25 protein-coding genes and 3 pseudogenes are annotated in these 24,702 nt (G+C 71.9%); 13 read left to right on the forward strand and 15 right to left on the reverse strand.

What is annotated here, in order from left to right:
* The first annotated feature begins 58 nt into the window (after positions 1 to 58).
* The 3 genes from QFZ58_RS04025 (at position 59) to QFZ58_RS04035 (ending at position 2,049) form a co-directional block, all read left to right on the forward strand.
* On the forward strand, positions 59 to 1,021 hold the full coding sequence (locus QFZ58_RS04025) for an iron-containing redox enzyme family protein (RefSeq protein WP_307123501.1): 963 nt from the start codon (positions 59 to 61) through the stop codon (positions 1,019 to 1,021).
* A gap of 121 nt (positions 1,022 to 1,142) precedes the next feature.
* Positions 1,143 to 1,829, forward strand: coding sequence for a HemK2/MTQ2 family protein methyltransferase (locus QFZ58_RS04030; RefSeq protein WP_307123502.1), 687 nt, complete (start codon positions 1,143 to 1,145; stop codon positions 1,827 to 1,829).
* A complete protein-coding gene (locus QFZ58_RS04035) occupies positions 1,813 to 2,049 on the forward strand; it encodes a CDGSH iron-sulfur domain-containing protein (protein WP_307123503.1) in 237 nt (78 codons plus the stop codon). Before QFZ58_RS04030 ends, QFZ58_RS04035 begins: the two co-directional genes overlap by 17 nt.
* Positions 2,050 to 2,069: 20 nt before the next feature.
* On the opposite strand, the gene QFZ58_RS04040 is transcribed toward QFZ58_RS04035, so the two are convergent.
* A complete protein-coding gene (locus QFZ58_RS04040) occupies positions 2,070 to 3,311 on the reverse strand; it encodes an aromatic acid exporter family protein (RefSeq protein ID WP_307123504.1) in 1,242 nt (413 codons plus the stop codon).
* 120 nt (positions 3,312 to 3,431) lie between these two features.
* Here QFZ58_RS04040 and QFZ58_RS04045 point away from each other — a divergent pair, with 120 nt between their 5' ends.
* Positions 3,432 to 3,614, forward strand: a complete 183-nt coding sequence (locus tag QFZ58_RS04045; RefSeq protein ID WP_373428516.1) for a DUF6480 family protein — start codon at positions 3,432 to 3,434, stop codon at positions 3,612 to 3,614.
* Positions 3,611 to 4,225, forward strand: a complete 615-nt coding sequence (locus QFZ58_RS04050) for an endonuclease (RefSeq protein ID WP_307123506.1) — start codon at positions 3,611 to 3,613, stop codon at positions 4,223 to 4,225. The genes QFZ58_RS04045 and QFZ58_RS04050 overlap by 4 nt, the downstream gene beginning before the upstream one ends.
* 31 nt (positions 4,226 to 4,256) lie before the next feature.
* Here the strand turns inward: QFZ58_RS04050 and QFZ58_RS04055 are convergent, their stop codons facing one another.
* The 8 genes from QFZ58_RS04055 to QFZ58_RS04090 form a co-directional block, all read right to left on the reverse strand.
* Positions 4,257 to 5,006 (reverse strand): hypothetical protein, encoded by a 750-nt coding sequence (locus QFZ58_RS04055; protein WP_307123507.1) that lies wholly within the window; start codon positions 5,004 to 5,006, stop codon positions 4,257 to 4,259.
* Between the two features lie 160 nt (positions 5,007 to 5,166).
* Entirely contained in the window at positions 5,167 to 5,361 is a 195-nt protein-coding gene (locus tag QFZ58_RS04060) for a hypothetical protein (RefSeq protein ID WP_307123508.1), read from the reverse strand.
* Positions 5,362 to 5,500: 139 nt separating this feature from the next.
* Positions 5,501 to 6,382, reverse strand: coding sequence for a phosphatidylinositol-specific phospholipase C/glycerophosphodiester phosphodiesterase family protein (locus QFZ58_RS04065; protein ID WP_307123509.1), 882 nt, complete (start codon positions 6,380 to 6,382; stop codon positions 5,501 to 5,503).
* A 196-nt stretch (positions 6,383 to 6,578) separates the two neighbouring features.
* On the reverse strand, positions 6,579 to 7,730 hold the full coding sequence (locus tag QFZ58_RS04070; RefSeq protein WP_307123510.1) for an acyl-CoA dehydrogenase family protein: 1,152 nt from the start codon (positions 7,728 to 7,730) through the stop codon (positions 6,579 to 6,581).
* On the reverse strand, positions 7,727 to 8,917 hold the full coding sequence (locus QFZ58_RS04075) for an acyl-CoA dehydrogenase family protein (RefSeq protein ID WP_307123511.1): 1,191 nt from the start codon (positions 8,915 to 8,917) through the stop codon (positions 7,727 to 7,729). The genes QFZ58_RS04070 and QFZ58_RS04075 overlap by 4 nt, the downstream gene beginning before the upstream one ends.
* Positions 8,914 to 9,885 carry an NADPH:quinone oxidoreductase family protein gene (locus QFZ58_RS04080; RefSeq protein ID WP_307123512.1) on the reverse strand — a complete coding sequence of 324 codons (972 nt, stop codon included), beginning with the start codon at positions 9,883 to 9,885 and terminating at the stop codon, positions 8,914 to 8,916. The genes QFZ58_RS04075 and QFZ58_RS04080 overlap by 4 nt, the downstream gene beginning before the upstream one ends.
* Positions 9,886 to 9,987: 102 nt before the next feature.
* Positions 9,988 to 10,587, reverse strand: a complete 600-nt coding sequence (locus tag QFZ58_RS04085; RefSeq protein ID WP_307123513.1) for a helix-turn-helix domain-containing protein — start codon at positions 10,585 to 10,587, stop codon at positions 9,988 to 9,990.
* Between the two features lie 114 nt (positions 10,588 to 10,701).
* On the reverse strand, positions 10,702 to 11,433 hold the full coding sequence (locus QFZ58_RS04090; RefSeq protein WP_307123514.1) for a PIG-L deacetylase family protein: 732 nt from the start codon (positions 11,431 to 11,433) through the stop codon (positions 10,702 to 10,704).
* A gap of 222 nt (positions 11,434 to 11,655) precedes the next feature.
* On the opposite strand from QFZ58_RS04090, the gene QFZ58_RS04095 reads away from it, so the two are divergent.
* The gene (locus tag QFZ58_RS04095; RefSeq protein ID WP_307123515.1) at positions 11,656 to 12,225 is read left to right on the forward strand and encodes a rhodanese-like domain-containing protein; all 570 of its coding nucleotides are present in this window, start codon (positions 11,656 to 11,658) and stop codon (positions 12,223 to 12,225) included.
* A gap of 94 nt (positions 12,226 to 12,319) precedes the next feature.
* On the opposite strand, the gene QFZ58_RS04100 is transcribed toward QFZ58_RS04095, so the two are convergent.
* On the reverse strand, positions 12,320 to 13,615 hold the full coding sequence (locus tag QFZ58_RS04100) for an alpha/beta fold hydrolase (protein WP_307123516.1): 1,296 nt from the start codon (positions 13,613 to 13,615) through the stop codon (positions 12,320 to 12,322).
* A gap of 106 nt (positions 13,616 to 13,721) precedes the next feature.
* On the opposite strand from QFZ58_RS04100, the gene QFZ58_RS04105 reads away from it, so the two are divergent.
* Together QFZ58_RS04105 and QFZ58_RS04110 are read left to right on the forward strand one after the other, a co-directional pair.
* Entirely contained in the window at positions 13,722 to 14,885 is a 1,164-nt protein-coding gene (locus QFZ58_RS04105; protein ID WP_307123517.1) for an ABC transporter ATP-binding protein, read from the forward strand.
* A 270-nt stretch (positions 14,886 to 15,155) separates the two neighbouring features.
* Positions 15,156 to 15,980, forward strand: coding sequence for an aldo/keto reductase (locus QFZ58_RS04110; protein WP_307123518.1), 825 nt, complete (start codon positions 15,156 to 15,158; stop codon positions 15,978 to 15,980).
* 137 nt (positions 15,981 to 16,117) lie between these two features.
* On the opposite strand, the pseudogene QFZ58_RS04115 reads toward QFZ58_RS04110, so the two are convergent.
* Positions 16,118 to 16,503, reverse strand: a pseudogene (locus QFZ58_RS04115) (FAD-dependent oxidoreductase); the annotation flags it as partial.
* Between the two features lie 449 nt (positions 16,504 to 16,952).
* Here QFZ58_RS04115 and QFZ58_RS04125 point away from each other — a divergent pair.
* The 3 genes from QFZ58_RS04125 (at position 16,953) to QFZ58_RS04135 (ending at position 20,119) form a co-directional block, all read left to right on the forward strand.
* Positions 16,953 to 17,927 carry an acetylxylan esterase gene (locus tag QFZ58_RS04125; protein WP_307123519.1) on the forward strand — a complete coding sequence of 325 codons (975 nt, stop codon included), beginning with the start codon at positions 16,953 to 16,955 and terminating at the stop codon, positions 17,925 to 17,927.
* 105 nt (positions 17,928 to 18,032) lie between these two features.
* Entirely contained in the window at positions 18,033 to 19,193 is a 1,161-nt protein-coding gene (locus tag QFZ58_RS04130; RefSeq protein ID WP_307123520.1) for a Gfo/Idh/MocA family protein, read from the forward strand.
* Positions 19,190 to 20,119, forward strand: a complete 930-nt coding sequence (locus QFZ58_RS04135) for a PmoA family protein (protein WP_307123521.1) — start codon at positions 19,190 to 19,192, stop codon at positions 20,117 to 20,119. Before QFZ58_RS04130 ends, QFZ58_RS04135 begins: the two co-directional genes overlap by 4 nt.
* A 4-nt stretch (positions 20,120 to 20,123) precedes the next feature.
* Here the strand turns inward: QFZ58_RS04135 and QFZ58_RS04140 are convergent.
* The 4 genes and pseudogenes from QFZ58_RS04140 to QFZ58_RS04155 all read right to left on the reverse strand — a co-directional run.
* A pseudogene (locus tag QFZ58_RS04140) lies at positions 20,124 to 20,345 on the reverse strand (glycine betaine ABC transporter substrate-binding protein); the annotation flags it as partial.
* A gap of 3 nt (positions 20,346 to 20,348) precedes the next feature.
* A pseudogene (locus QFZ58_RS04145) lies at positions 20,349 to 20,894 on the reverse strand (ABC transporter permease); the annotation flags it as partial.
* Positions 20,891 to 21,568 (reverse strand): ABC transporter permease, encoded by a 678-nt coding sequence (locus QFZ58_RS04150; protein WP_307123522.1) that lies wholly within the window; start codon positions 21,566 to 21,568, stop codon positions 20,891 to 20,893. The gene QFZ58_RS04150 and the pseudogene QFZ58_RS04145, both read right to left, overlap by 4 nt.
* 55 nt (positions 21,569 to 21,623) lie before the next feature.
* On the reverse strand, positions 21,624 to 22,067 hold the full coding sequence (locus tag QFZ58_RS04155) for a nitroreductase family deazaflavin-dependent oxidoreductase (RefSeq protein WP_307123523.1): 444 nt from the start codon (positions 22,065 to 22,067) through the stop codon (positions 21,624 to 21,626).
* Between the two features lie 488 nt (positions 22,068 to 22,555).
* Here QFZ58_RS04155 and QFZ58_RS04160 point away from each other — a divergent pair, with 488 nt between their 5' ends.
* Positions 22,556 to 23,917 (forward strand): FAD-dependent oxidoreductase, encoded by a 1,362-nt coding sequence (locus QFZ58_RS04160; RefSeq protein ID WP_307123524.1) that lies wholly within the window; start codon positions 22,556 to 22,558, stop codon positions 23,915 to 23,917.
* A 98-nt stretch (positions 23,918 to 24,015) separates the two neighbouring features.
* The gene (locus QFZ58_RS04165; protein ID WP_307123525.1) at positions 24,016 to 24,636 is read left to right on the forward strand and encodes an L-threonylcarbamoyladenylate synthase; all 621 of its coding nucleotides are present in this window, start codon (positions 24,016 to 24,018) and stop codon (positions 24,634 to 24,636) included.
* Positions 24,637 to 24,702: the final 66 nt, after the last annotated feature.

Consider the following 24,702-nt stretch of genomic DNA (forward strand, 5'->3'; position numbering starts at 1 on the left):
GTAGAGTCGATGAGGATCACCGGTGTGACTTCGCCGCATCACGGGGCAGGAGGGATCCATGTTCGATCAACGCACTGGACCTTCTCTGCCGCGGACCCGAGGTGTGCTCTCCGCGGGTGTGGTCCGATATCTGCGCGGCGAGGGCACGCTGCCGGATCCCGGCGCGGCCCTGGACGCCGATCCGTACGGTGACGATCTGCACCTGGCCCTCTACGTCTGCTACGAGCTGCACTACCAGGGGTTCGCCGGTGTCCGGCCGGAGCTCGAGTGGGACCCGGCGCTGCTCGCGCTGCGCGGGGCGCTCGAGGACCGATTCCTGACGGCCCTGCGACGGGACGCCACCGGTGAGGCCGATCTGGACGAGGCGCTGGCCGGCCTGTTGGTGGAGCCGGTCCACGGAACCGGCCTCTCCTGGTTCCTGCAGGACAGGGGGGAGCTGCGGCACCTGCGCGACTACGCCGTACAGCGTTCCCTGTACCACCTCAAGGAGGCCGACCCCCATGCCTGGGTGCTTCCGCGGCTGCGGGGGCGGGCCAAGGCGGGGATGGCCGCGATCGAGTACGACGAGTTCGGAGCGGGCCGCGCGGACCGCGTCCACGCACAGTTGTTCGCCGATCTCATGACGGACCTGGGTCTCGACACCACCTACGGCCGCTATCTGGACGAGGGCCACGCCGAGATGCTGGCCCTCGTGAACCAGATGTCGCTGTTCGGGCTGCACCGGCGCCTGCGCGGTGCGCTCGTGGGACACTTCGCCGCCGTCGAGATCACCTCGTCCCCCGCCTCACGACGCCTGGCCCACGCCATGGAGCGTACGGGCGCGGGCCGCGCCGCGGAGTTCTTCTACACGGAACACGTCGAGGCGGACGCCGTCCACGAGCAGGTGGTCCGCCGCGAGGTGATCGGCGGGCTGCTGGACGACGAGCCGCACCTGGCCGCCGACATCGCCTTCGGGATCACCGCGACCTCCTGGCTGGAGGACCGGCTCGGGGACCGTCTGCTGGCGGCATGGCAGGACTGAGCCCGGCTCGTCCCACTTGCTCGTGGTCACATCGAGTGACGCCAGAGGTGGTGGCCGGGGCCTACCCGGCGGAGTCTTTTAAACAGACGTGTGTTCGCACCCGTTCGCAAGGGAGTCGTAGATGTCCACAGAAATGACCGAGGACGCCCGTCCCGCTCGCCCTATCGTGACGCTTCCCGGCGTGTACGCGCCGCAGCACGACACACGCCTTCTCATGGCGGCCCTGGACAAGGAGCGGATCGGCCCCGGCACCGACGTCCTGGACCTCGGCACAGGCAGTGGCGCCCTCGCCCTGCACGCGGCGCAGCTGGGTGCCCGGGTGACGGCCGTGGACATCTCCTGGCGGGCGGTGCTGACCGCTCGCCTGAACGCGCTGCTGCGCCGCCGGCACATCACCGTGCAGCGGAGCGACCTGCTGTCGTCGCTCCCCGGCCGCTCCTACGACCTGGTGATCTGCAACCCGCCCTATGTGCCGTCGCCCCTCGGCCGGATTCCGGGGCACGGAGCCGCCCGGGCCTGGGACGCCGGACGTGACGGGCGCGCGATCCTCGATCGTCTGTGCGAGACGGCTCCGGCCGCGCTACGTCCGGGCGGCCGCCTTCTGATCGTGCACTCGGGCCTGTGCAACAGCGACGTGACCCTGCGCCGCCTGTCCGACGCCGGCCTGCACGCCGGCGTCGTCGACCGCGCGTTCGTGCCGCTGGGGCCCGTGCTGAGATCGCGGTTGCACTGGCTGAGGGACAGGGGCCTGCTGAAGGCGGGCGACATGCTGGAGGAACTGGTGGTCATCCGTGCCGAACACCCCTGAACGCCCCCGCAGGATCTCCGTCGAGGACCAGGGCCCCATGCTCGTCGAGGGGCCCGTGGAAGTCACGTGCGCCGACGGCAGCGTGGCCGTCTCCGACCGGTTCGTCGTCGCCGTCTGCACGTGCCGTCGCAGCCGGATGTATCCGTGGTGCGACACCAGCCACCGCCGTCGGGTCAAGCGCGAGGAGAACACGGAGGCCGAGGACGGCCCGGCCTCCTGACGCTCCCGCGCGGAGCCCTTTCAGCCCTCGGCCGCCGGCTCCGCGGTGCCCGTGGCCCCGCGGAGCCGGCGGGCCGCCGCCCGCAGCCGGGGATGGCGCTCGTGCACCTCCGCCGACCTGCGGTCGAGCTCCTCGGCCAGTCGTTCCGTGCGCTTGTCGATGTCCAGTTCGTCGAGGATCCGGTCGACCTCCGCGAGCAGGGCTCCGTGCAGCTGCCACTGCCGTGGGTGCTCCTGGACGTCCTCGAGCAGCAGGTTCGCCACGTGGTCACGCGTGGCCCTGCTGCGTTCGAGCGCGTCGGCGAGCCGCTCCTCGGCCTCCTCCCCGCTGGCTGCGATCGGCGTGGTGATCATCACGGCGAAGCCCTCGATGGCATCGGACATGTGACCGAACAACTCTCTGAGGCAGACGGCCACGTCCTCAGGGAAGAGCGACTCGTCGGTGCGCGCCTTCGCCAGGTCCGTCACCGTGCGCGTCAGTACGCGCAGCACGACGGCGCAGATCTCCAGTGTGTCGAGTCCTGTCCGCAGGACGACGCGGTAAAGAAGTCCGTGTCTGACCCTCGGGTTGAGCATCAGGCTTTCCTCGGCCTGCCGCAGCGAGGCGTCGACCTCGACGATGTCGTGGTCCAGCCGCCGTGCCTCGTGCAGGCGTGCGGCGGCCTGCGGTACGGGGTGATTGCCGCCGACCTCGTCGCCCAGCGCCCTGAACATGTCGCCCATCCGCTCTCCCAGACCGCTGATGGAGACACCCGCCGACTGCACCCACACGGGCGGCGCGAACAGGAGGTTGAACAGCAGTCCGACGCCGGCACCGATCAGGGTCTCCAGCACCCGCTCCCAGGCGGTGTTGGCGACCTGTGAGACTCCGAGGACCAGCATCGCGCTGATCGCCACCTCCACCACGAACTCGTTCACCCGGACCAGTCGTCCGATGAGCAGCGAAGTGAAGATCGTCAGCCCGAGACTCCACCAGCTGAGGCCCACCAGGGAGCTGAAGCCGCTGGCGATCAGGACCCCCACGACGACGGCGTTGACCCGTCGGATGCCCGTGGTGAGCGTCGCGTAGAGGGTCACCTGGACCACCAGCAACGCCGTGAGCGGAGCGGTCAGGGGGGCGGGATGAGGGGCCGGCAGGACGAACTGGGCGACCGCGAAGGCGATGACCGCAGCCGCTGTCGACCGCAGCACCTGCGCAGCGGCCGGCTCGGTGCTGCGCCGGACGAGTTTGATGACGGGTGCGGGCGCGGATACTCCAGGCATTCTTTGACGGTGCCCCGAACAGTGCGCTCGCAACGCTTTCGACACGCAAACTCCGTACGGATGTATGGGTGCCACGATCGAGCACGTGCCGGGAGGGCCGGACGGAGGGATGGTGGAGGTATGGCTATCTCACTGACACCCCCGACCGAGACTCCCCCCGCGGAGGGGTCCACCAGCGAAGCGCACATGGAGCGCCCGGACGGTGGGATCTGGGAGCATCCCGTGTTCTGGGCGGTCCTGGTGCTGCTCGGTTCGGCGGTCGTCGCCGGATACTTCATCGCCCGGATCTTCGGCTTCGCATGAGTGACCGGGAAACGCTCGGCACGTTGCTGGAGCAGCATGGCACCACGTACGCGGAGGAGGCGGGTATCCGGCTGCGCGACACCCCGCAGCCCCTGTATCAGCTCCTGGTGCTGAGCCACCTGCTGAGCGCCCGGATCCGGGCGTCGGTGGCGGTGGCCGCGGCGAAGGCACTGTTCGCACACGGGATGCGCACTGCGCGCCGGATGGCCGACGCGACGTGGCAGCAGCGGGTGGACGCGCTGGGCGAGGGCGGGTACCGCCGCTACGACGAGCGGACGGCGACCCAGCTGGGGCAGGGCGCGGAGCTGCTGCTCGACGCGTACGGCGGCGACCTGCGCCGCCTCCGCCGGGAGGCCGACGGGGACGTGGACGCGCTCCGCGCCGGACTCCGCCGCTTTCCCGGGATGGGCCCGATGGGCGCCGACATCTTCCTGCGCGAGGTGCAGGCCGTGTGGTCCGAGGTCGCGCCCCGTCTCGACCCGAAGGCGCTGCAGGGCGCGGACCGGCTCGGCCTGCCCACCTCACCGGAGAGGCTGACGGAACTCGCGGACGGCCATGACCCTGCCGTCCTCGCCGCGGCGCTGGTGCGCGCGGCACTGCACAAGGGGTGAGCCCGGGGCCGCGGAAGGGTGCGACCTGCGGTCAGCGCTGCGGTCGTCTGCCACCCGGCTTGACGGAACGGCCCTCCACGAGCGCCCGCCGGATCCCGGCGGCCGCGGCCCTCGCGTGCTCCGTCGTCGCCGTGCGGTCCGCGACCGAGGTGACGAAGCGGTGTGTGGGGCGCAGGCAGTGGCCGCAGGGGGTGTCGGACGTGAGCAGGTAGCCGTCCTCGCACTGGGGCTGCGTGCAGGTGCCCGGTCCCACCAGTGCCTCGGCGATCTCCTGGGGTGCCCAGCGGCGCCGGCCCTCCTCGTCCTTCTCGTGGAGGGCGTGGGACCAGCGGACGTTCCATCGGCGTTCGAGGCGTTCCAGCAGCTGGTCGGGCGTACGCCGGGCGAGCTCCCGGTGGATCAGATCGTGGACCGTACGCGGCATGCGGTGGCCGAGCGCCTGGAGGAGGGGCTGGGGCAGGGCCTGCAGGACGTAGTTGACCGGGTCCCCGGCCGCTCGCTCCCGCCACCTGCGGCAGGCGCACGGCCCCTGGGCGGGCAGCGGCCCGCGGCAGCGGCCGCACACGCCACGGCAATCGGCGCACAGCCCGTCGTCGAGTCCGTCCAGGTGGGGCGCGGGGGCCCGGCCGCAGTCGCGGCAGCAGGCGGCGCAGGGCCCGCAGAGACGTTCGTCGCCCAGCTTCGTCGTCCACCGGCGTTGCTGACAGCGGCAGCAGAGCGCGTTGTTGCAGTACTCGTGGTGGGCGGCTCCCGACTGCCGGCCGGGTGGCGGGAATGACATCGCTGCGTTCTCCAGGTGCGGGGCGAGGAACGGTCGGGTCCCGGCCGTGTCGGCGAAGCGCGTGCGCGGGTCCGCGGACGACGGTATCGCCCCTCACGGGTCGCGTGCGGCGCTCCGCCACGATCGCAGCCATTGTCCCGCACCTGGAGGGTGCGTGGGTTCAGGGCCTGAGGCCGCTCACCACATCAGCGGTGGCGGTGATCCCCTCATGGATGCTCGGCGCCATGCTCGTACTCGCCAGCAGGAAGCCGAGGAGGGCGCAGACGATGGCGTGCGAGAGCTTGAGTCCGCCGTTGCGCAGGAAGATCACTGCGAGGACCAGCAGAAGCAGCACCAATGAGATCGAAATGGCCATGGCCAACCTCCTCCGCCGCGCCTGGATTGCGGCTTTCGGCCGTCAGTGTGGCGCAGTGGAGGAGCCGTTCGGCGGACCGGCGGGTCCGCCGAACGGGTGTTGACGCACGGTAGTCGCAGGCGCCCGCCCGAGGAGGCGGTCAGAACGCGCCGCGGCCGTCCCGGTCGCGGCGACGGAGAAAGGCCTCCAGCCCCGCCAGGTCGTCGGTGTTCAGGTGGTCGACACCTGCGGCGAGGAGCTCGGCCCACACGGCGTCCCGCTCCGGTCCGGCCGTGTCGGGGGTGCCCCAGAAGCGGACACGCCGGCCCTCCCGGTGGGCCGCCGTCACCAGGGCGCGCAGCCGGTCCCTCTCCGCGGCGGGGAAGGGGCCCGTACCCAGCCAGCCGAAGCTCTGCGTCCAGTTGCCGCTGATGAGGGGGGCGAAGGAGGCGGGCGCGGCTGCGCCCAGGTCCTCGAGCCTGCCGTCGTAGAAGGCGTACCGCACGGGCTGGGCCTCCATCGGGACGCGGGCGGCGCGGTCACCCGAGATGACGGGGGTGACCGCCCCCGTGTGGACTCTGCCGTTGACGGAGCGGGTCAGGATGTGGCGGTACCGCAGGAGCACCCGGTCGAGCGCGAGGTAGGCGGCGGCGCCGTCGGCCTTGATGTCGATCAGCAGTTGCAGGGGCGTGCGGTACCCGGCATGGACGGGACCGTGGTTGGCCCGGGTCCGGGCCAGCAGCGGGTCGAGGTAGAGCGAGGTGAGGGTGCGGGAGGGGTCGAGACCTGCGGGCTCATGGGCCACGAGCAGTTCGCCGTCCACGAGGAAGACGTCCGCCTCGACGCTGGTGAACCCGTGCGCGAGCGCGTCGTGGAGGGGGCGCGGGTGCAGGTAGTCGTTGTGGGCGTGGGCACGTGCCAGGGGGCGCGGACCGCGTGGGCGGGCAGGCGCCGCGGTGGCGGCCTGGGCGGGGACGAAGGCACCCGCGGCGGCGGTGGCCAGGGCGGTGGTGACGACTCTGCGACGGGTCAGGTGTGCCATGGAGTCTCCCTGAAGCGGTCGGGCGGAGCGGGCGGCGGACGCGACGAGTATGGGGCCCCGCAGGAGCCGAAAGGCAGGTACCTGCCAAGAGTTGGGGTCGCCGTCGTCCACGCGTCGGCTGCGCCGCGCCTGCCGTTCTCCGGGCACGGCGGAGCGGGGGCCCACGTCCTCGTGTGCCCCCGCTCCGGTGTGTGCGCTACGGGGCCGGAAGCTCCACCAGCTCTGCGACGGCCTCGCGGTGGCGTCCCGCCGTGCCGTACGCGATCGAGTCGGCCTTGGCCCGCTTGAGGTAGAGGTGTGCGGGGTGCTCCCAGGTCATGCCGATCCCACCGTGCAGCTGGACGCACTCCTCCGCCGCGTGCACCGCGACCTTCGAGCAGTAGGCCTGCGCCACGGCCACCGCGAGCGGTGTGTCGGGGCTCCCGGACGCCAGCGCGTCGGCGGCGTTGCGGGCGGCGGCGCGCGCGGAGACGACCTCCAGCCAGAGCTGTGCCATCCGGTGCTTGAGCGCCTGGAAGGAGCCGATCGGGCGGTTGAACTGATGGCGTTCCCGGGTGTGCCTGACGGTCTCGGTCAGACACCATTCGGCGAGGCCGAGCTGCTCGGAGGCGAGCAGTCCCGCACCGGCCAGCAGCCCCTTCGACACGGCCTCGGCGGCCGGACCCGGCTCCGCCAGCAGGGTTCCGGCGGCGCCGGTCAGGGTGACGCCGGCGAGAGGGCGGGTCAGGTCGAGCGGGACCAAGGGCTGTACGGCGACGCCCTCCCCCGTGGTCTCGACCGCGAACAGGCCCTCCTCGGTCGGCACCAGCAGCACATCGGCCGCCGCCGCCTCGGCGACACCCGTGACGGTCCGCTCGAGCGTGCCCGTCATCGCGGCGGCCGCGTCGGCGGCGGACATGGCGAACGGCAGGGCGAGGACGGCGACCTTACGGCCCGCCGCCAGGTCCCCGAGGAGCTCACCGACCGGGCCGTCGTGCGCGCCGAGCGCGAGCAGGACCTCGGTGGCGACGACCGAACTCGTCAGGTACGGGGCGGGCGCGGCGCTCCGGCCGAGCTCCTCCAGGACCACCGCGGCCTCGCGGTGGGTGGCTCCCTGACCACCGAGCTTCTCGGGTACCAGCAGACCTGCCGCTCCGATCCCGGTGGCGAGCGATTCCCAGAGCCGTGGGTCGTACGGCGTGCCGGACTCGAGGCCGGCGATCACCGTCGGCGCGTCGGCCCGGTGGGCGAGCAGCGAGCGCACGGCCGACCGCAGGTCCTCCTCGGCCTCCGAGTACAGCAGGTCGGGTGTACGGCCGGGCTCGGTCCGTGCGGATTCGGTCCGTGCGGATTCGCTTCGTGCGGTCATCGGGCAAGATCCTTCCAGGCGACGTCCTTGTCGTTGCGCGGTTCGACGGGCAGGCCCAGGACGCGCTCGGCGACGATGTTGAGCAGGACCTCGCTCGTGCCGCCCTCGATGGAGTTGCCCTTGGAGCGCAGATAGCGGTACCCGGCGTCGCGTCCGGTGAAATCGACGAGCTCGGGACGGCGCATGGTCCAGTCGTCGTACAGCAGCCCTTCGTCGCCGAGGAGTTCGACCTCGAGGCCGCTGATCTCCTGGTTGAGGCGCGCGAAGGCCAGCTTCATGCCGGAGCCTTCGGGGCCCGGCTGCCCGGCGACCAGTTGCTGGCGCAGCCGCTCACCCGTGAGCCGGGCGACCTCTGCCTCGACCCACAGGGTCACCAGCCGCTGGTGGAGATCGTGGGTGCGTAGTTCGGGGCGCTCCCGCCAGGTCCTGGCGACGGTCCCGATCATGCCTCCCTCGCGGGGGATGCGGGCGCCTCCGATGGAGACGCGCTCGTTCATCAGGGTGGTCCGGGCGACCTTCCAGCCGTCGCCGACAGGACCGAGCCGCCGGCTGTCGGGGATGCGTACGCCGGTGAGGAAGACCTCGTTGAACTCGGCCTCACCGGTGATCTGGCGCAGCGGTCGCACCTCGACACCGGGGTCGGTCATGTCGCAGATGAAGTAGCTGATGCCGCGGTGCTTGGGGACGTCCGGGTCGGTGCGGGCGATCAGGATCGCCCAGCGGGCGACATGGGCACTGGAGGTCCATACCTTCTGCCCGTCGACCACCCACTCGTCGCCGTCCCGCACGGCACGCGTGCCGAGTGCGGCCAGGTCGGAGCCGGCGCCTGGCTCGCTGAAGAGCTGGCACCAGACCTCCTCGCCGACCCACAGCGGGCGCAGGAAGCGCTGCTTCTGCTCGTCGGTGCCGTAGTCGAGGATGGTGGGCGCGGCCATCCCGAGACCGATGCCGATGCGGCGCGGGTCGTTGTCGGGGGCCTGGGCTGCCGTCAGCTCGGCGTCGACGACGGCCTGCAGCGAACGTGATGCGCCGAGTCCGCCGAGCCCTGCGGGGTAGTGCACCCAGGCCAGTCCCGCGTCGAAGCGCGCCTTGAGGAAGTCGGTGCGGTCGGTTGCGGCCGGCGGGTGGGCGGCCAGCAGCTCCTGGGTGCGGCGGCGGATCCCGGCCGCGTCGATGGCGGTGCTCATCGGGTGCCTCCCGTCGGCAGGACGACGATACGGCCGGTGCTGGTGCCGTCGGCGACCCGCTGGACGGCGCGCGCGGCATCGGCCATGGGGACGCGCTCGCTCACCAGTGGCCTGACGATTCCCTGCTCGGCGAGCGCGGTGAGTTCGTCGTGGCAGGCGCGGACGGCGGCCGGGTCCTTGGTGTTGTACAGGCCCCAGTGGAGTCCGAGGATCGCGTAGTTCTTCACCAGGGCGTGGTTGAGGGCCGGGGCCGGGATGCTGCCGCTCGCGAAGCCCACGACGACGACGCGGCCCTCGAAGGCGATGCACTTCACGGACTTGGCGTACGCGTCACCGCCGACGGGGTCGTAGACGACGTCGGCGCCCCGTCCTCCCGTGGCCTCCTTGACCGCAGCGACGATGTCCTCGCTCCGCCGGTCGATGACCAGGTCACAACCCAGCTCGCGGGCGACCGCAGCCTTCTCCGGTCCGCCGGCCACCCCGATGACGGTGGCTCCCGCCGCCTTGCCGAGCTGGACGGCCGCGCTGCCGACCCCGCCCGCCGCGGCGTGGACCAGCAGTGTCTCGCCCGCCCGCAGGTGCGCGCGCCGGTGAAGCCCGAACCAGCCGGTCTGGTAGCCGATGTGCAGGGCTGCCGCCTCGGCGTCGTCCAGGGCGTCGGGGGCGGGGAGCAGGGAGGCCTCGTCGGCGACGACGTACTCGGCGAGGCCGCCGTCGGGCAGGGCGGGGGTGGCGAGCACCCGGCGCCGCCCGTCCTCCGTCTCACCGCAGATCTCCACACCGGGAGTGAAGGGCAGCGGGGGCCTCACCTGGTACTGGCCACGGCAGAGCAGGGCGTCGGGGAAGTTGATGTTCGCCGCGCGCACCTTCAGCAGCACCTGCCCGTCGCCGGGCGTCGGCCGGTCCGTCTCCTCGAGCTCCATCACCTCGCTCGGCTCACCGTTCCGGTGCACTCGCCATGCCTGCATGAAGGGCCTCCACAACACTGTCGGCATTACCACTGCTCCGCCGCATACTAAGCGGTCGCTTGCCCGTCTGGGAACACCTCGGGCGCGGCGGACCGAAGCCCTTCACGCCCGCTTCGGCTTCGCCCTCACGTGCATCCGCTCCCCCTGGGGCCCGAAAAGGCTGAGGAACTCCACCGGGTCGTCGCCCACGGGCCCGAACCAGTGCGGCAGCCGGGTGTCGAACTCCGCCGCCTCGCCGGGGGCCAGGACCAGGTCGTGCTCGGCGAGCAGGAGCCGCAGCTTCCCGGAGAGCACGTACAGCCACTCGTACCCCTCGTGGGTGCGCTGCTCAGGCACCTCGTCGCAGGGGGCCTCCTGCACGACCTTGTACGCCTGGAGCCCGCCCGGCCGGCCGGTGAGCGGCAGGGAGGTCTTCCTGCCGTGCACGATCGGCTTCGCCCTGACCCGGGGATCGCCGACGGGCGGCGCCCCGACGAGGTCGTCGAGCGGCACCTCGTGGGCCCGGGCGATGGGGAGCAGCAGCTCCAGGCTGGGCCGTCTGCCGCCCGACTCCAGCCGGGACAGGGTGGAGACGGAGATTCCGGTCGCCTCGGAGAGCGCCGAGAGGGTCACGCCCCGGTCCTTGCGCAGCCGCCGCAGCCGGGGGCCGACTCCGCTGAGCACGGCGTCGAGTTCGGGTTCGTCCTGATGTTGTTCCTTCATACGCCCATTGCAGAATCGGCAAACCTGTTTGTCAATCCGGAACGGCGGCGGATCCGCGGAACGCACGGCGGTAGGCATGCGGGCTGGTGCCCGAGGTCGTGCCCGGCGTTCTCCTCAGCGGGCGAAGACCTCGAAGGCGACGGCCGGACGGCCCCCGAACCGCTCGGCGAGGGCGCCGGTGGCGCCGGTCAGGAAGGTGCGGCAGTACGTCTCGGGGTCCTCGTCCGTCAGGACCTCGATGTAGGTGCGGTGCGCCAGCAGCGACCGGACTGACCGTTCGAGCCCCGGGGTCGCGTCGACCGCGTGGGTGGGCCGGTCGGTGCCGGCCACCGCGACCCACCGCACCCCGTCCCACGGTTCCAGTCCCTGCTCGGTCAGCTCCGGGAAGATCCAGCGGTTGCCCGCGTCGCCCGCGGCGTCCAGGGCCGCCCGGCCGACGGCACGGTGGTCGGGGGTGTTCCAGGCCACCCCGCCCCAGGTGTCGCGGTGGTTGAGGGTGACGAGGAGCTCGGGCCGGTGGCGGCGGATGGCGGCCGCGATGTCGCGGCGGAGCCCCGGGCCGTACTCGATCACACCGTCGCGGTGGTCCAGGAACTCCACCGTCCGGACGCCGACGACCGCGGCGCTCTCGCGTTGTTCACGCTCCCGCAGCGGGGCGCAGTCCTCGGGGGCGACCGTGTCGATGCCGGCTTCGCCGCGGCTCGCCAGGAGGTAGGTGACCTCGCGTCCCTCGTCCGTCCAGGCGGCGACGGCCGCGGCGCATCCGTATTCGAGGTCGTCCGGGTGGGCGACGACCGCCAGCGCCCTTCGCCAGTCGGCGGGCATGGGTTCGAGCTGCTCTGTCATAACGGCCAGGCTATCCAGGGGACAGCGCCGAATACGTGCATCCCGTAGGCGGATCGGGGCAGAGAGAGTGACGTCGGTGCAGGAACAGGGGCGGATCAGGCCCTTCGCCCCACACCGGGCCTGATACCCCCTGGGGTATTCTTGCCGGCTGGAGCAGGCACGACACGGTCCCGCTCCCGCCGCGTTCCGGCGAAGTTCCGGCGAACGAAAGGAAACCCGCTCGTGCCCAGCCCCGCTTCTCTCTCCCCCGCCCAGGCCGCAGCCCGCCTGGCGGAGTTCACCGTCATCGATGTGCGGGCCCCCGGCGAGTACGCCTCGGGACACGTGCCCGGCGCCCTGAACGTCCCGCTCGACCGGCTCGCCGAGGCCGTGCCGGCGCTGAAGGCCGCCTCGGCCCGCGGCTCGCTGTTGGTGGTGTGCGCCTCCGGCGTCCGCTCCACCCGGGCCTGCGAGATCCTCGCCGATGCCGACATCGACGCCGCCACCCTCTCCGGCGGCACCTCCGCGTGGGAGAGCGACGGGCACGGTCTGGACCGGCCGGAGGGCGGCCCGGCCGCCTGGCCGATGGAACGCCAGGTGCGGCTCGCCGCCGGTTCGCTGGTGGTCGCCGGTCTGCTGGTGGGCAGGCGCTTCCCGGCGGCCCGCTGGCTGACCGCGGGCATCGGTGCAGGTCTGGTCTACTCCGCGGTGACCAACACCTGCGGCATGGCGTCCGCCCTGTCCAGGCTCCCGTACAACGCGCCTCGCACCGGCGCCGGCCTGGACGCCACCCTGGACGCCCTCCAGCGCTGACCCACCGCCGCCTCCGGGGCCTGCCGTCAGGATCGCGCCGGGCCGCGGGCCGGGCGCGGGCGTCGCGGGCCGGGCGGGACTGCGCGCAGGCGGTCTAGCGGTCGCACTCGCCCCGGACGAGGGCGAGCAGCCGGTCCAGTACGCGGGGCCCGCCCGCTCGCAGTCCGTCGTGCTCGAACTCGCTCGTCACCCACGTGCGCAGGCCGCGGATCGAGGCGGCGGTGCGTAGCGCATGGGCGGTGTCGACGTACATGTCGTCGTGGTAGACGGCCGCCGCCACCGGTACCTCGTTGGCCGCGAGCCGCTCCGTGTCGTACAGGACGGGCCAGTCGGTGCGGGCGGCGAGGAGTTCGGCGGTCTCGCGCAGCGGGCGCAGCGCGGGGTCGACGTCGAAGTGCCACGGGTGGATGCTCTCGCCGGTGAACATCACAGGACCGTGGCCCGCCGCGACGTCGTCGAACCGTGGGAACTCGGCGCGCACGCGCTCGGCGGCCCAGGCCGTGGGCCGCGCGCCCTGCCCGTAGATCGCCTCGTGCATCAGGGCGTACAGCGGGTGGCCCGCGAAGGACGTGGCCGTGCGCATGGCCTCCTGGAAGGTGTCGGACAGTTCGGCGCCGTGCGGACCGGTGACGAACGCGCTCTCGAGCATGTGGTGCAGCTGGTGGCTGCCGTTGCCGGTGCCCAGCAGGATCCCGAGCGACTGGAAACCCTCGGGTGTCAGACGGTGCCCGGCGCTTTCGGGACGGTGCTCGGCGAGGTACGTGGCGATCGCGCGGGCGCGGGCGACGTCCTGCGGGTAACGGGCGTAGTGCGCGGCGACCTTCCGCCCGATGCGCGGGTACGCGGCCCGGTAGACCTCGTCCGCGTGTGCGTCCAGGGACGGCAGCCCACCGGTGATCAGGACCGTTTCGAGCCCTTCGGGAGCCGCCGACAGGTACCGGACCGCACAGAAACCGCCGAAGGACTGCCCGAGGACGGTCCAGGGCGCGCCGCCGGTGAGCTGCGGGCGGATCAGCTCGCAGTCACGGACGATGGCGTCGGACCGGAAGTGGGCCAGGTAATCCGCCTGCTCGCGCGGCCCGCCGCGCAGCGGCAGGGTCTGCCGGTTGGCCGGGGTGGAGAGACCGGTGCCGCGCTGGTCGAGGAGCAGCACACGGAACTCCCGCACCGCGCGCCCCAGCCAGGCCTCCGTGCCGATGAAGCGCCGGGCGCCGAAGCCGGGCCCGCCCTCCAGATAGAGGAGCCACGGCAGGTCCTCGTCCACCTTCGCGCTCGCGACAGCTTCCCGGCCGAAGATCTCGATCTTCTCCCCGTCCGGATCGGCGTGGTCGAGGGGGACCGTGAACCGACGGTCGGTGAGGACGAGGCCGGGGTGGCGAAAGGTGTTCAAGGGTGCTCCTGCTTCCGGTGTTTCCCGGACAGTTCAGCACACGGGCCGTTACCCGGTCGGTCCCGGTCCGTGTGCACCCTGCCCCGGCGGCTCCTAGCGTGCACTCATGATCCGGTTCGAAGAGGTCGGCAAGGTCTACCCGGACGGTACGACCGCGGTGGACGGGCTGTCCTTCGAGGTGGGCGAGGGCGAGCTGGTCACGCTCGTCGGGCCGTCCGGCTGCGGGAAGACGACCACGATGATGATGGTCAACCGGCTGATCGAGCCGACGTCGGGCCGGATCCTGCTGGACGGTGAGGACATCTCCGCCGTCGACCCGGTCGAGCTCCGCCGCAGGATCGGCTACGTGATCCAGCAGGTCGGCCTCTTCCCCCACCGGACCGTGCTGGACAACGCCGCGACCGTCCCCGCCCTCCTCGGCTGGAAGCGCGCCAGGGCGCGGGAGAGGGCGGCCGAGCTGCTGGACCTGGTGGGGCTCGACCCGAGGACGTACGGCTCCCGCTACCCCGCCCAGCTCTCCGGCGGCCAGCGCCAGCGCGTGGGGGTGGCCCGCGCCCTGGCGGCCGACCCGCCGGTGCTCCTGATGGACGAGCCGTTCGGGGCGGTGGACCCGGTGATGCGCGAGCGCCTGCAGGACGAGTTCCTCAAGCTGCAGGCGACGGTCAGGAAGACCGTCCTGCTGGTGACGCACGACCTCGAGGAGGCGGTGCGCATGGGCGACAGGATCGCGGTCTACGGCGAGGGGCGCATCGAGCAGTACGACACCCCGGGCGCGGTTCTCGGCACACCGGCGACGCCGTACGTGGCGCATTTCGTGGGTGCCGACCGGGGCCTCAAGCGGCTCTCGGTCACGGCGGTCGAACCCGACGACCTGGAGGAGCCGCCGATCGCGCGCATCGACGAGCCGGCGCACACGGCCGCCGCCCGGCTCGGCGCCCTGGGCGCGCGGTGGGCGGTCGTGCTGAACGGGGAGGGCGAGCTGCACGGCTGGGTGGCGGCGGACGCGTTGCGGATCGCCGGGGAGCACGGCGTCGTCGGCGAACTCGCCCGGCGCATGGACGCCTGGGTCCCCGTCGGCTCCCCGTTGAAACAGGCGTTCAGTGAGATGTTGCAGCACGACGCCGGGTGGGTGGCCGTCCTGGACGGTACGCGGTTCCTCGGCGTCCTGACCCCCGCGAAGCTGCATGAGGCACTGCGGCGGTCGGTGGACGCGGACTCGCAGGGGATCGGGCGGGACGAGGTGCGGTTCGACTCGATCGCGGACGCCTAGGAGGCGTGGCCGCGACGTCTCGCGGCGCACCGGGTCCCAAGATGCCCGCGTTTGCCATTAGCCCGCGCATGCAATTATTGTCGGCGCAGGTAAACACCGTACGCAGAGAGTGCGGCGCCGCGTCCCCGTCACTGCCCACAGGCCGAGCATCCCGGTGGCCCCGAGATGCGCCGCGAGGACGGCGGGACCGGCCACCCGTGCGGGCGGTGGCCGGCCGGAGATGTCCGCAGGGGTGTCCGCGCAACTCTTCACAGTCAGGAAAGGCACATCATGTCCACGGTTCCCACCGTCACCCTCAACAACGGCGTCACGATCCCCCAGCTCGGCTTCGGCGTCTTCCAGATCCCCGACGACGAGACGACCACGGCGGTGACCGACGCGCTCGACGCCGGCTACCGGTCCATCGACACCGCCGCCGTGTACGGCAACGAGGCCGGCGTGGGCCGCGCGCTGGCCGCCTCCGGCCTTCCGCGTGGTGACCTGTTCGTCACCACGAAGGTGTGGAACAGCGATCAGGGATACGACGCCACGCTCGGCGCCTTCGACGCGAGCCTGGCCGAGCTCGGTCTCGACCACGTGGACCTCTACCTCATCCACTGGCCCACCCCGGCCCACGACCTCTACCCCGAGACGTGGCGCGCACTGGAGAAGCTGGCGGCCGAGGGCCGGATCCGGGCGGCCGGAGTCTCCAACTTCCAGCCGGCCCACCTGCGCCGCCTGATCGACGAGAGCTCCCTCGTCCCGGCGGTCAACCAGATCGAGCTGCACCCCGGCCTCCAGCAGACCGAGCTGCGCGCCCTGCACGCCGAGCACGGCATCGTCACCGAGGCCTGGAGCCCTCTCGCCCAGGGTGCGCTGCTCGACGACGACGTACTGGTCTCGATCGCCGGGCGCCACGGGAAGTCGCCGGCCCAGGTCGTGCTGCGCTGGCACCTCCAGCTGGGCAACGTCGTGATCCCCAAGTCGGTCACGCCCGCCCGTATCCGGCAGAACATCGACGTCTTCGACTTCGATCTCTCGGACGCCGACATGGACGCGATCGCCGGCCTGGACCGGGGCATGCGCACGGGCCCGGACCCCGAAACCCTCAACTGACCCGCCCTCAGCCGATCAGGCCCGCGGGAGACCGCACACGGTGTGCCCGGGCACGCCGAGTGCGCCGGCCTCCCACGCGGCCTCCCCGACGTCCGAAGCCACCTCGGCGCGCTCCGCACGCGGTCCCCCGGCCCGGCACGATGCTCGGTCAGGAGCGTGGGCCGGCCTGCCGCCCGGTGCGGGGCGGTCATGGCTTCGAGGACGGCGAGGGCGACGCGGGGGTCGTGGCGGAGCGTGCCGGCGCGTCCGGCTCCCGGACCGGGGGCCTCTGCGCGCAGGGGTACCACTGGCGGTGGTAGGCCCGGATGCCTTCACGGAGCCGTCGGTATCGGTATGAGGCGGTGGCGCCGAACTGCTCAACCCAGGGTGCCCCTCCGGAGGGACGGCCTGCGAGGTGAGCTGTCCGCCGACCCAGTCGGTCTCCTCGTCCGAGGACGACCGTGCGACCGGCCCAGCAGGCGGCGAGGTCGGGGGCCGGCTGCCGAACGGGGCGAGCGGCGTGTCGCGCGGGCAGTCGATCCAGCTCGTCGGCCGGTGCGTGGCGGCCGGCGAAGTCGGAGCCGTCGGCGAGGCGGACCTGGTTCAGGGCGGCGGGACGGGCCGCCCCGCGCCACCCGCACTCGACCCGGTGAAGGGCACCAGGTCGTAGCCGCGCTCCGCCGCTTCTCGCCGGTGAGCACCAGCGGGACGGTTGCCTGCGAGACCCCGGCGAGCCGTGCGACCACGGCCTGGGGCGGAGGCGGAGGGCCCGTACGGCCGGCCGGCGCGGGTGAACGACCGGGCCCGACACGCGTGCCGGTCTCTTCGACCCCTGCTCCCTCAGCGCTTCGATGCGCATGACCGCATGCGCATCGACGAGGAGCGTGGGTGCCGTACGCGGGGGTCAAGGGGCTTGAGACGACTTCTTGACTAGTGGGCCGACCGCCGTACGGTATGACCATTCACCTGACCTGATGACAGAAGGCGGTTCTCATGTCCCTGTTCGATCTGCCACTGGACGAACTGCACTCCTACCGCAGCCGGTCGGTGGAGCCGGAGGATTTCGACGCCTTCTGGTCGGCCACCCTCGACGAAGCGAGGACGCACGACCTGGACGCCCGGTTCGAACTGCTCGCCGGCACCGGCCTCTCCACGGTCGACGTGTACGACGTGACGTTCGCCGGCTTCGGCGGTCACCCGGTCAAGGGCTGGCTCGTCATTCCGGCGGGCACCGACCGGCCGCTGCCGCTGGTGGTGGAGTTCCTCGGCTACGGCGGCGGTCGCGGCCTGCCGCACTCCTACCTGCTCTGGGCCTCGGCAGGGATGGCCCACTTCGTGATGGACACCCGGGGCCAGGGAAGCGGCTGGGCGCCGGGCGACACCGCCGATCCCGTGGGCAGCGGGCCGGCGTTCAACGGGTTCATGACCCGGGGCATAGAGGATCCGTACGCGTACTACTACCGCCGGCTGATCACCGACGCGGTACGCGCGGTGGAGGCGGCCCGCTCGCACCCGCTGACGGACGCGGCGCGCACCGCCGCGATCGGCGTGAGCCAGGGCGGTGGCCTCACCGTCGCCGTCGGGGGGCTGATACCCGATCTGGCGGCCATCGCCCCGGACGTGCCGTTCCTCTGCGACTTCCCCCGGGCGACGAGGCTGACCGACCGGCTCCCGTACCGGGAGATCGGCAACTACCTCAAGACGCACCGGAACCGCGCGGAGCGGGCGCAGGCGACCCTGGCCTACTTCGACGGGGTGCACTTCGCAGCCCGCGGACGGGCGCCCGCGATGTTCTCGGTGGCGCTGGAGGACCAGACCTGCCCGCCCTCCACGGTCTTCGCCGCGTACAACGCGTACGCGCACCCGGAGAAGGAGATCGAGGTCTACGAATTCAACGACCACGAGGGCGGCGGCCCCTTCCAGCAGGCGGTGCAACTGGCCAGGCTGCCGCGGCTGCTCAAGGCCTGACGGCCGGGACGCACGGCACACCCCCCTTGACCGGCCCGAGGTGCGGAGCCTAGGTTTCCCGGGAGAAAGCGCTTACTGCCCGGTGAGCCGTCCACCCCTGAGGGAGTGTTTGCCACGCCCAGCCATCCTTCGTACCGGCCCGTGCGGGTCGCCGTGGTCGGCACGGGTGCGATCGCGCGCGGCAGTCACCTGCCCGCGCTGACCGCACTCGGCGCCGAGCAGCCGCTGGAGATCGTCGCCGCGGTCGACGTCGACAGGGCGTCGGCCGAGGCGTTCTGCGCGGAAGCCGGCACCGCCCGCCCGTACACCGACCTCGACCGGATGCTCGCCGAGGAACGTCCCGACCTGGTCACCCTCGCCACCCCGCCCCGGTACCACCGCGACCAGACCGTGGCCGCGCTGCGCGCCGGGGCCTGGGTGTGGTGCGAGAAGCCGCCCTGCCCGTCACTGGAGGACTTCGACGCGATCGAGGCGGCGGAGGGCACCGGTGCCGGTGGACCGTATGCGGCGATCGTGTTCCAGCACCGCTTCGGTTCCGGTCCCCGGCACGTCGGGGAACTGCTGGCCGCCCAGGCCCTGGGCCGTCCGCTGGTGGCTCACTGCCAGACCACGTGGTACCGGGACGAGGAGTACTACGCCGTCCCGTGGCGCGGGCGTTGGAGCAGCGAGGGCGGTGGCCCCGCGATGGGGCACGGCATCCACCAGATGGACCTGCTGCTCGACCTGCTCGGCCCGTGGGCGGAGATCCGCGCGATGGCGGGGCGGCTCGTGCACGACGTCGAGACGGAGGACGTCTCCACCGCTCTCGTCCGCTTCCGGAACGGAACGATGGCGACGGTCGTGAACAGTGTGCTCAGCCCGGACCAGGTGAGCCGCATCCGGATCGACTGCGAGCGCGCCACGGTCGAGCTCACCCATCTGTACGGGCACCGCAACGCGGACTGGCGGATCACCCCGGCCCCCGGCGTCCCCGCCGAAGAGGCAGCCGGCTGGCTCGACTTCGGGCCGGACGAGCCCAGCTCCCACGAGGCGCAGCTGCGTGGCCTCCTGGAGGACCTCCGGGCCGGACGCCGGCCACGCAGCAGCGGCACCGACGGCCGCAAGAGCCTCGAACTGGTCGCGGCGCTCTACAAGGCCGCGTTCCGTGGGACCACCGTGCGGGCCGGGGAGATCGGCCCCGGCGATCCGTTCTACGGCTCCCTGCACGGCGACTCCCCCGGCTGGGCCCCCGGTCCCCTGGGCCGGGCCGTGGAGGTCACGGCGTGACGCGGGCCGTGGAACTCGTCCACCGGCACGGCGACCACCTCTCCGTAACCGTGGCGGGCAGCGGTATCGAGCTGATGCGCTACGTCTACCGGGCCGAGGACGCGTGGGAGGCCCCGAAGCCGTACATCCATCCCCTGCGCACGCTGTCCGGGCGCGTGGTGACCGGATACCGACCCCACGACCACCGCTGGCACAAGGGGCTGCAGATGACCGCCTCGCACCTGTCGGGCCAGAACCTGTGGGGCGGCAACACCTATGTGCGCGGGGAGGGATATCTCGCCCTGCCGGAGCGCGTGGGCTCCATGGCCCACATCGGCTTCGACGAGGTGTCGGTGCACGAGGGCGGGGCCCGCTTCACCGAGCGGCTCACCTGGCATCCGCACGGCGGCGGGCTCTGGGCCGACGAGACCCGCCGCATCGAGGTGCACGACGTCGACGAGACGGCCGGCAGCTGGGCGCTGACCTGGGAGTCCTCGATCACCAACCGGCGTGGCGAACCGCTGCGCTTCGGCAGCCCCACGACGGCCGGCCGCGACGACGCCGGATACACCGGCCTGTTCTGGCGGGGGCCGCGCGCCTTCCGGGACGGGCGGATCCTCGCACCACGGGGGCAGGGGCCGGAGCTGATGGGCCGGCAGGCGCAGTGGCTGGCGTACACCGGCGAGCACGACGGGGCCGACGGACACGCCACGCTCGTCTTCGTCCACGCCCCGGGCAACGACCACACGGGCGAGGGCGGCGCGCATCCCTCGCACTGGTTCGTCCGCAACTCGCCGTTCGCCGCCGTCGCTCCGTCGTTCGCCTTCCACGAGGAACTGGTCCTGGACCCGGGCGCGACGCTGACGCGCCGGTACCAGGTGCTGGTCGCCGACGGCTCCTGGGACCGCGGACGGATCGCCGGCCGGGTCGCCGCCCTGTCGTGGTAAGGGCTCAGCCCCGCGAGATGAGCTTCCTGGATTCCAGGTAGGCGCGGGCGACGTCCTCGGGAAGCCGGCGCCAGCTGTCGACCTGCTCGTTCATCCGGGCCAGGTCGGCCGTGGTCAGTACGGTGTTCAGCCGCCCCAGTGCGTCGCGCACCCCGGCGCTGCCGGCCCGGGCCCGGTTGACGACCGGGACCAGGTGGTCGGCGTTCTGCAGGTGCTCGTCGTCCGCCTAGAAACCGGCCGTGATGATCCGGCCGAGTCCGCCGCCGCCGACCAGCGCGGCCAGGGTGGCGGTGGCCACGAGCTGGACGGCGGCGACGCGTGCCCCGGTGAGGACGAGCGGGAGTGCCAGGGGCAGTTCGACCTGCCACAGCATCTGCGCCCCGGTCATGCCCATCCCCCGGGCCGCCCGGACGACGTCGGGGTCGACCTCGCGCATCCCCACGTAGGCGTTGGTGAGGAGCGGAGGGACGGAGAAGAGGACCAGCGCGATGACGGTCGGACCCTGCCCGAACCCGCCGACGGGGCTGAGCAGCAGGAGGACCAGGACGGCGAAGGTGGGAACGGCCCGGCCGATGTCGGAGATGTTGACGGCGAGGGCGCCGCCCTTGCCGAGGTGGCCGAGCACGAGGGCGACCGGCAGGGCCACGACGCAGCTGATCAGGAGGCAGGCGACGGTGAGGAACAGGTGCTCGCCGAGCCTGATCCCGATGCCGTCGGGCCCCGGCCAGTGGGCGGATGTGGTCAGCCAGGACCAGGCCTCCGCGACTGTGTTCACGTGGCCCTCCTGGTCCAGGGCGTCGCCAGGCGTTGTACCGCGAGAAGCAGCAGGTCCGCGGCGACCGCGATGATGACGCAGAGCACGGAGGCCGTGAGCACCTGGGCCTTGAAGTAGGTGTTCATGCCGGAGTGGATGAGGTTGCCCAGCCCGCCGAAACCGACGATGGCTCCGATGGTCACCAGGGAGACCGCCGATACGGTGGCGATGCGCAGCCCCGCCATCGCGGCGGGCAGGGCGAGTGGGAGCTCCACGGCCAGGAGCATGCGCAGGGGGCCGTATCCCATGCCACGCGCGGCCTGACGGGTCTCCTCGGGTACGGCACGCAGTCCCGCGAGGATGTTGCGGACCAGGAGGGTCAGCGAATAGAGGACGAGTCCGGCGATCACGAGTCCGGCCGACAGCCCGTACACCGGCAGCAGCAGCGAGAACATGGCCAGTGAGGGGATGGTGTACAGGACGGTGGTCAGACCCAGGACGGGCCCGGTGGCCCAGCGGCGGTGGCGGGCGGCGAGGGCGAGGGGCAGGGCGACCAGGAGCCCGAGCAGGACGGAGACGGCGGTCAGCTGGAGGTGCTGGAGCGTGGCGTCCCAGAGGATCTCGCGCCGGCTGGTGAGGTAGGCGCCGCAGACCCATTCGTTGCATGCGAGGCAGTCGTCGGGGGGCGCGGTCACCCGTCCATTGGAGCCGTGGGGCGGGGTGACCGCGCACCGTGTTCGACTGTTCGGACTACCGGCCCGGTGCGGGGGTGAGGACGAACACCGGGATCTCCCGGTCGGTCTTGGCCTGGTAGTCGGCGTAGTCGGGGAACGCCTCGACGGCACGGCCCCACCACACGGCCTTCTCCTCCCCGGTGACCTCACGGGCGACCATGTCCTGGCGTACGGTGCCGTCCCGCAGTTCCACGTGGGGGTCGGCCAGCACGTTGTGGTACCAGACGGGGTGCTTGGGGGCGCCGCCGAGGGAGGCGACCACGGCGTACTCGCCCTCGTGCTCGACCCGCATGAGGGGGGTCTTGCGGAGCTTGCCGCTCCTGGCACCGCGCGTGGTCAGGAGGATGACGGGCAGACCCCGCAGTGTCGTCCCCTGGGTGCCGCCGGAGCTCTCGATGAGCTCGACCTGCTCGCGGACCCATGGTGTCGGGCTCGGCTCGTACTCGCCCTCGATCGGCATGACACCTGTCCTTTCGTCGGAGTTCTCGGGTTACCTGCCGGAGTGACGAGGCTCGGCGGTGAGGATCGGTGACGCGGTTCGGTGATCGTGTCCCGCGTTCCGGGTCCCGCCCTGTCTCGCGTTCCGGGTCCTGCCTGGTCGGCGTTCGGGGTCCTGCTGTCCGGACGTCCTTCCGCCTCACCTACCCCATCATGGCCTCGTCATCGACCACACGTGCGCAGGGCGCCCGAGATGCGCTGCTCGCACCGGATCGTCTCGCAGAATGAGACACCGTCTCGTATAGCGAGAATTCCCTGTCCGCTTTCGGCGTCACTCGACCCCGGGAACCGGCCCTGTTCAGGGGCTGATGTGCATCATTTTCCGAAATGTGACCTTGCCCCGTTCCAGGTTCGCCCTGACGTAGGGCATACCGTGGGGGCTGCGGAGTAAGCCATGCCTTACTCCGCAGCACTCTGCCCGTGCTCGTCCGCCCAAAGGAACAACACTCCATGACACGCCCTGTCCGCGTCGCCATCGTCGGAGCCGGTCCCGCCGGAATCTACGCGGCGGATGCGCTGCTCAAGTCCGAGGCCGCTCAGGACCCGGGTGTCTCGATCGACCTGTTCGAGCGCATGCCCGCCCCCTTCGGTCTGATCCGCTACGGGGTGGCTCCGGACCACCCGCGGATCAAGGGCATAGTCAAGGCGCTGCACCAGGTCCTGGACAAGCCGCAACTGCGGCTGTTCGGCAACGTCGACTACCCCCGCGACATCGGCCTGGACGATCTGCGGTCGTTCTACGACGCCGTGATCTTCTCCACCGGTGCCGACGCCGACCGCGCGCTCGACATACCCGGGATCGACCTGGACGGCTCCTACGGTGCGGCCGACTTCGTCGCCTGGTACGACGGGCACCCCGAGGTGCCGCGCACCTGGCCGCTGGAGGCCGAGAAGGTCGCCGTGCTCGGCGTGGGCAACGTGGCCCTGGACGTGGCCCGCATGCTGGCCAAGACGGCGGACGAACTGCTCCCGACCGAGATCCCGGCGAACGTCTACGAAGGGCTCAAGGCGAACAAGGCGCTCGAGGTGCACGTCTTCGGACGGCGCGGCCCGGCGCAGGCCAAGTTCAGCCCGATGGAGCTGCGCGAGCTGGACCACTCGCCGAACATCGAGGTCATCGTCAACCCCGAGGACATCGACTACGACGACGGGTCGATCGCGACCCGTCGGGAGAACAAGCAGGCCAACATGGTCGCCTCCACGCTGGAGAACTGGGCGATCCGGGATGTGGGCGACCGCCCGCACAAGCTGTTCCTGCACTTCTTCGAGTCCCCGGTGGAGGTCATCGGCGAGGACGGCCGCGTCGCCGGCCTGCGCACGGAGCGGACCGAGCTGGACGGCACGGGCAACGTCAGGGGCACGGGCCGGTTCACGGACTGGGACGTGCAGAGCGTCTACCGCGCGGTCGGCTATTACTCGGAGGAGCTCCCCAAGCTTCCCTTCGACGTCGTCTCCGGCACCGTCCCGCACGCCGCGGGACGCGTCCTGTCCGGCGAGGAGCCGATGGCCTCGGTCTACGTCACCGGGTGGATCAAGCGCGGTCCGATCGGCCTGATCGGACACACCAAGGGCGATGCCAACGAGACGGTGGCCTGCCTGCTGGAGGACCACGCGGCCGGCCGGCTGCCCGCCCCCGCCGAACCCGGTCCGGACGCGGTCGTCGACTTCCTCCAGCAGCGAGGTGTCCGGTACACCACCCGCGAGGGCTGGCACCGCCTGGACGCCCACGAGCAGGCCCTCGGTGCGGAGCAGGGCCGCGAGCGGGTCAAGGTCGTCGAGCGGGCGGCCATGCTGGACGCGTCCGGAGCCTGAGTCCGAGGCGCGTGCCCCCGCGGCTCCTCCCGTCGGAGGCGCGGGGGCACGCCGCTGCCCCGGACGGGCGACGCCGCCGGCCGCCGTAGACTCGGCGGATGGCGAAGTATTTCGACGTACACCCCGAGAACCCCCAGCGGCGCACCATCAGCAACGTGGCCGACAGCATCCGGTCCGGCGCGCTCGTCGCGTATCCGACGGACTCCTGTTACGCCCTGGGCTGCCGGGTGGGCAGCCGCGACGGCATCGACCGGATCAGGTCGATCCGCGATCTCGACGATCGCCACCACTTCACCCTGATGTGCGAGAACTTCGCGCAACTGGGTCAGCTCGTGCAGATCGACAACGACGTCTTCCGTGCGATCAAGGCGGCGACGCCCGGCAGTTACACCTTCATCCTCCCGGCCACCAAAGAGGTGCCGAGGCAGTTGCTGCACCCGAAGAAGAAGACCGTCGGCGTCAGGATCCCCGACCACGCCGTGACACAGGCGCTGCTCGCCGAGCTCGGTGAACCGCTGCTCTCCAGCACGCTCCTGCTCCCTGACGAGGAGGAGCCGTTGACGCAGGGGTGGGAGATCAAGGAACGCCTCGACCACGTGGTGGACGTCGTGCTCGACTCCGGCGACTGCGGCACCCGGCCGACCACGGTCATCGACTTCTCCGGTGGCGAGCTGGAGATCGTGCGCCGGGGGGCGGGCGACACCGCCCGGTTCGAGTAGCCGTCGCCCCGGCCCGGCCACTCCGCACTCCGGGCGGGCCCGCTGATGCGCCCACCCCCAAGGGCC

The sequence above is a fragment of the Streptomyces sp. B1I3 genome (assembly GCF_030816615.1).
In the GTDB taxonomy this organism is placed as follows: domain Bacteria; phylum Actinomycetota; class Actinomycetes; order Streptomycetales; family Streptomycetaceae; genus Streptomyces.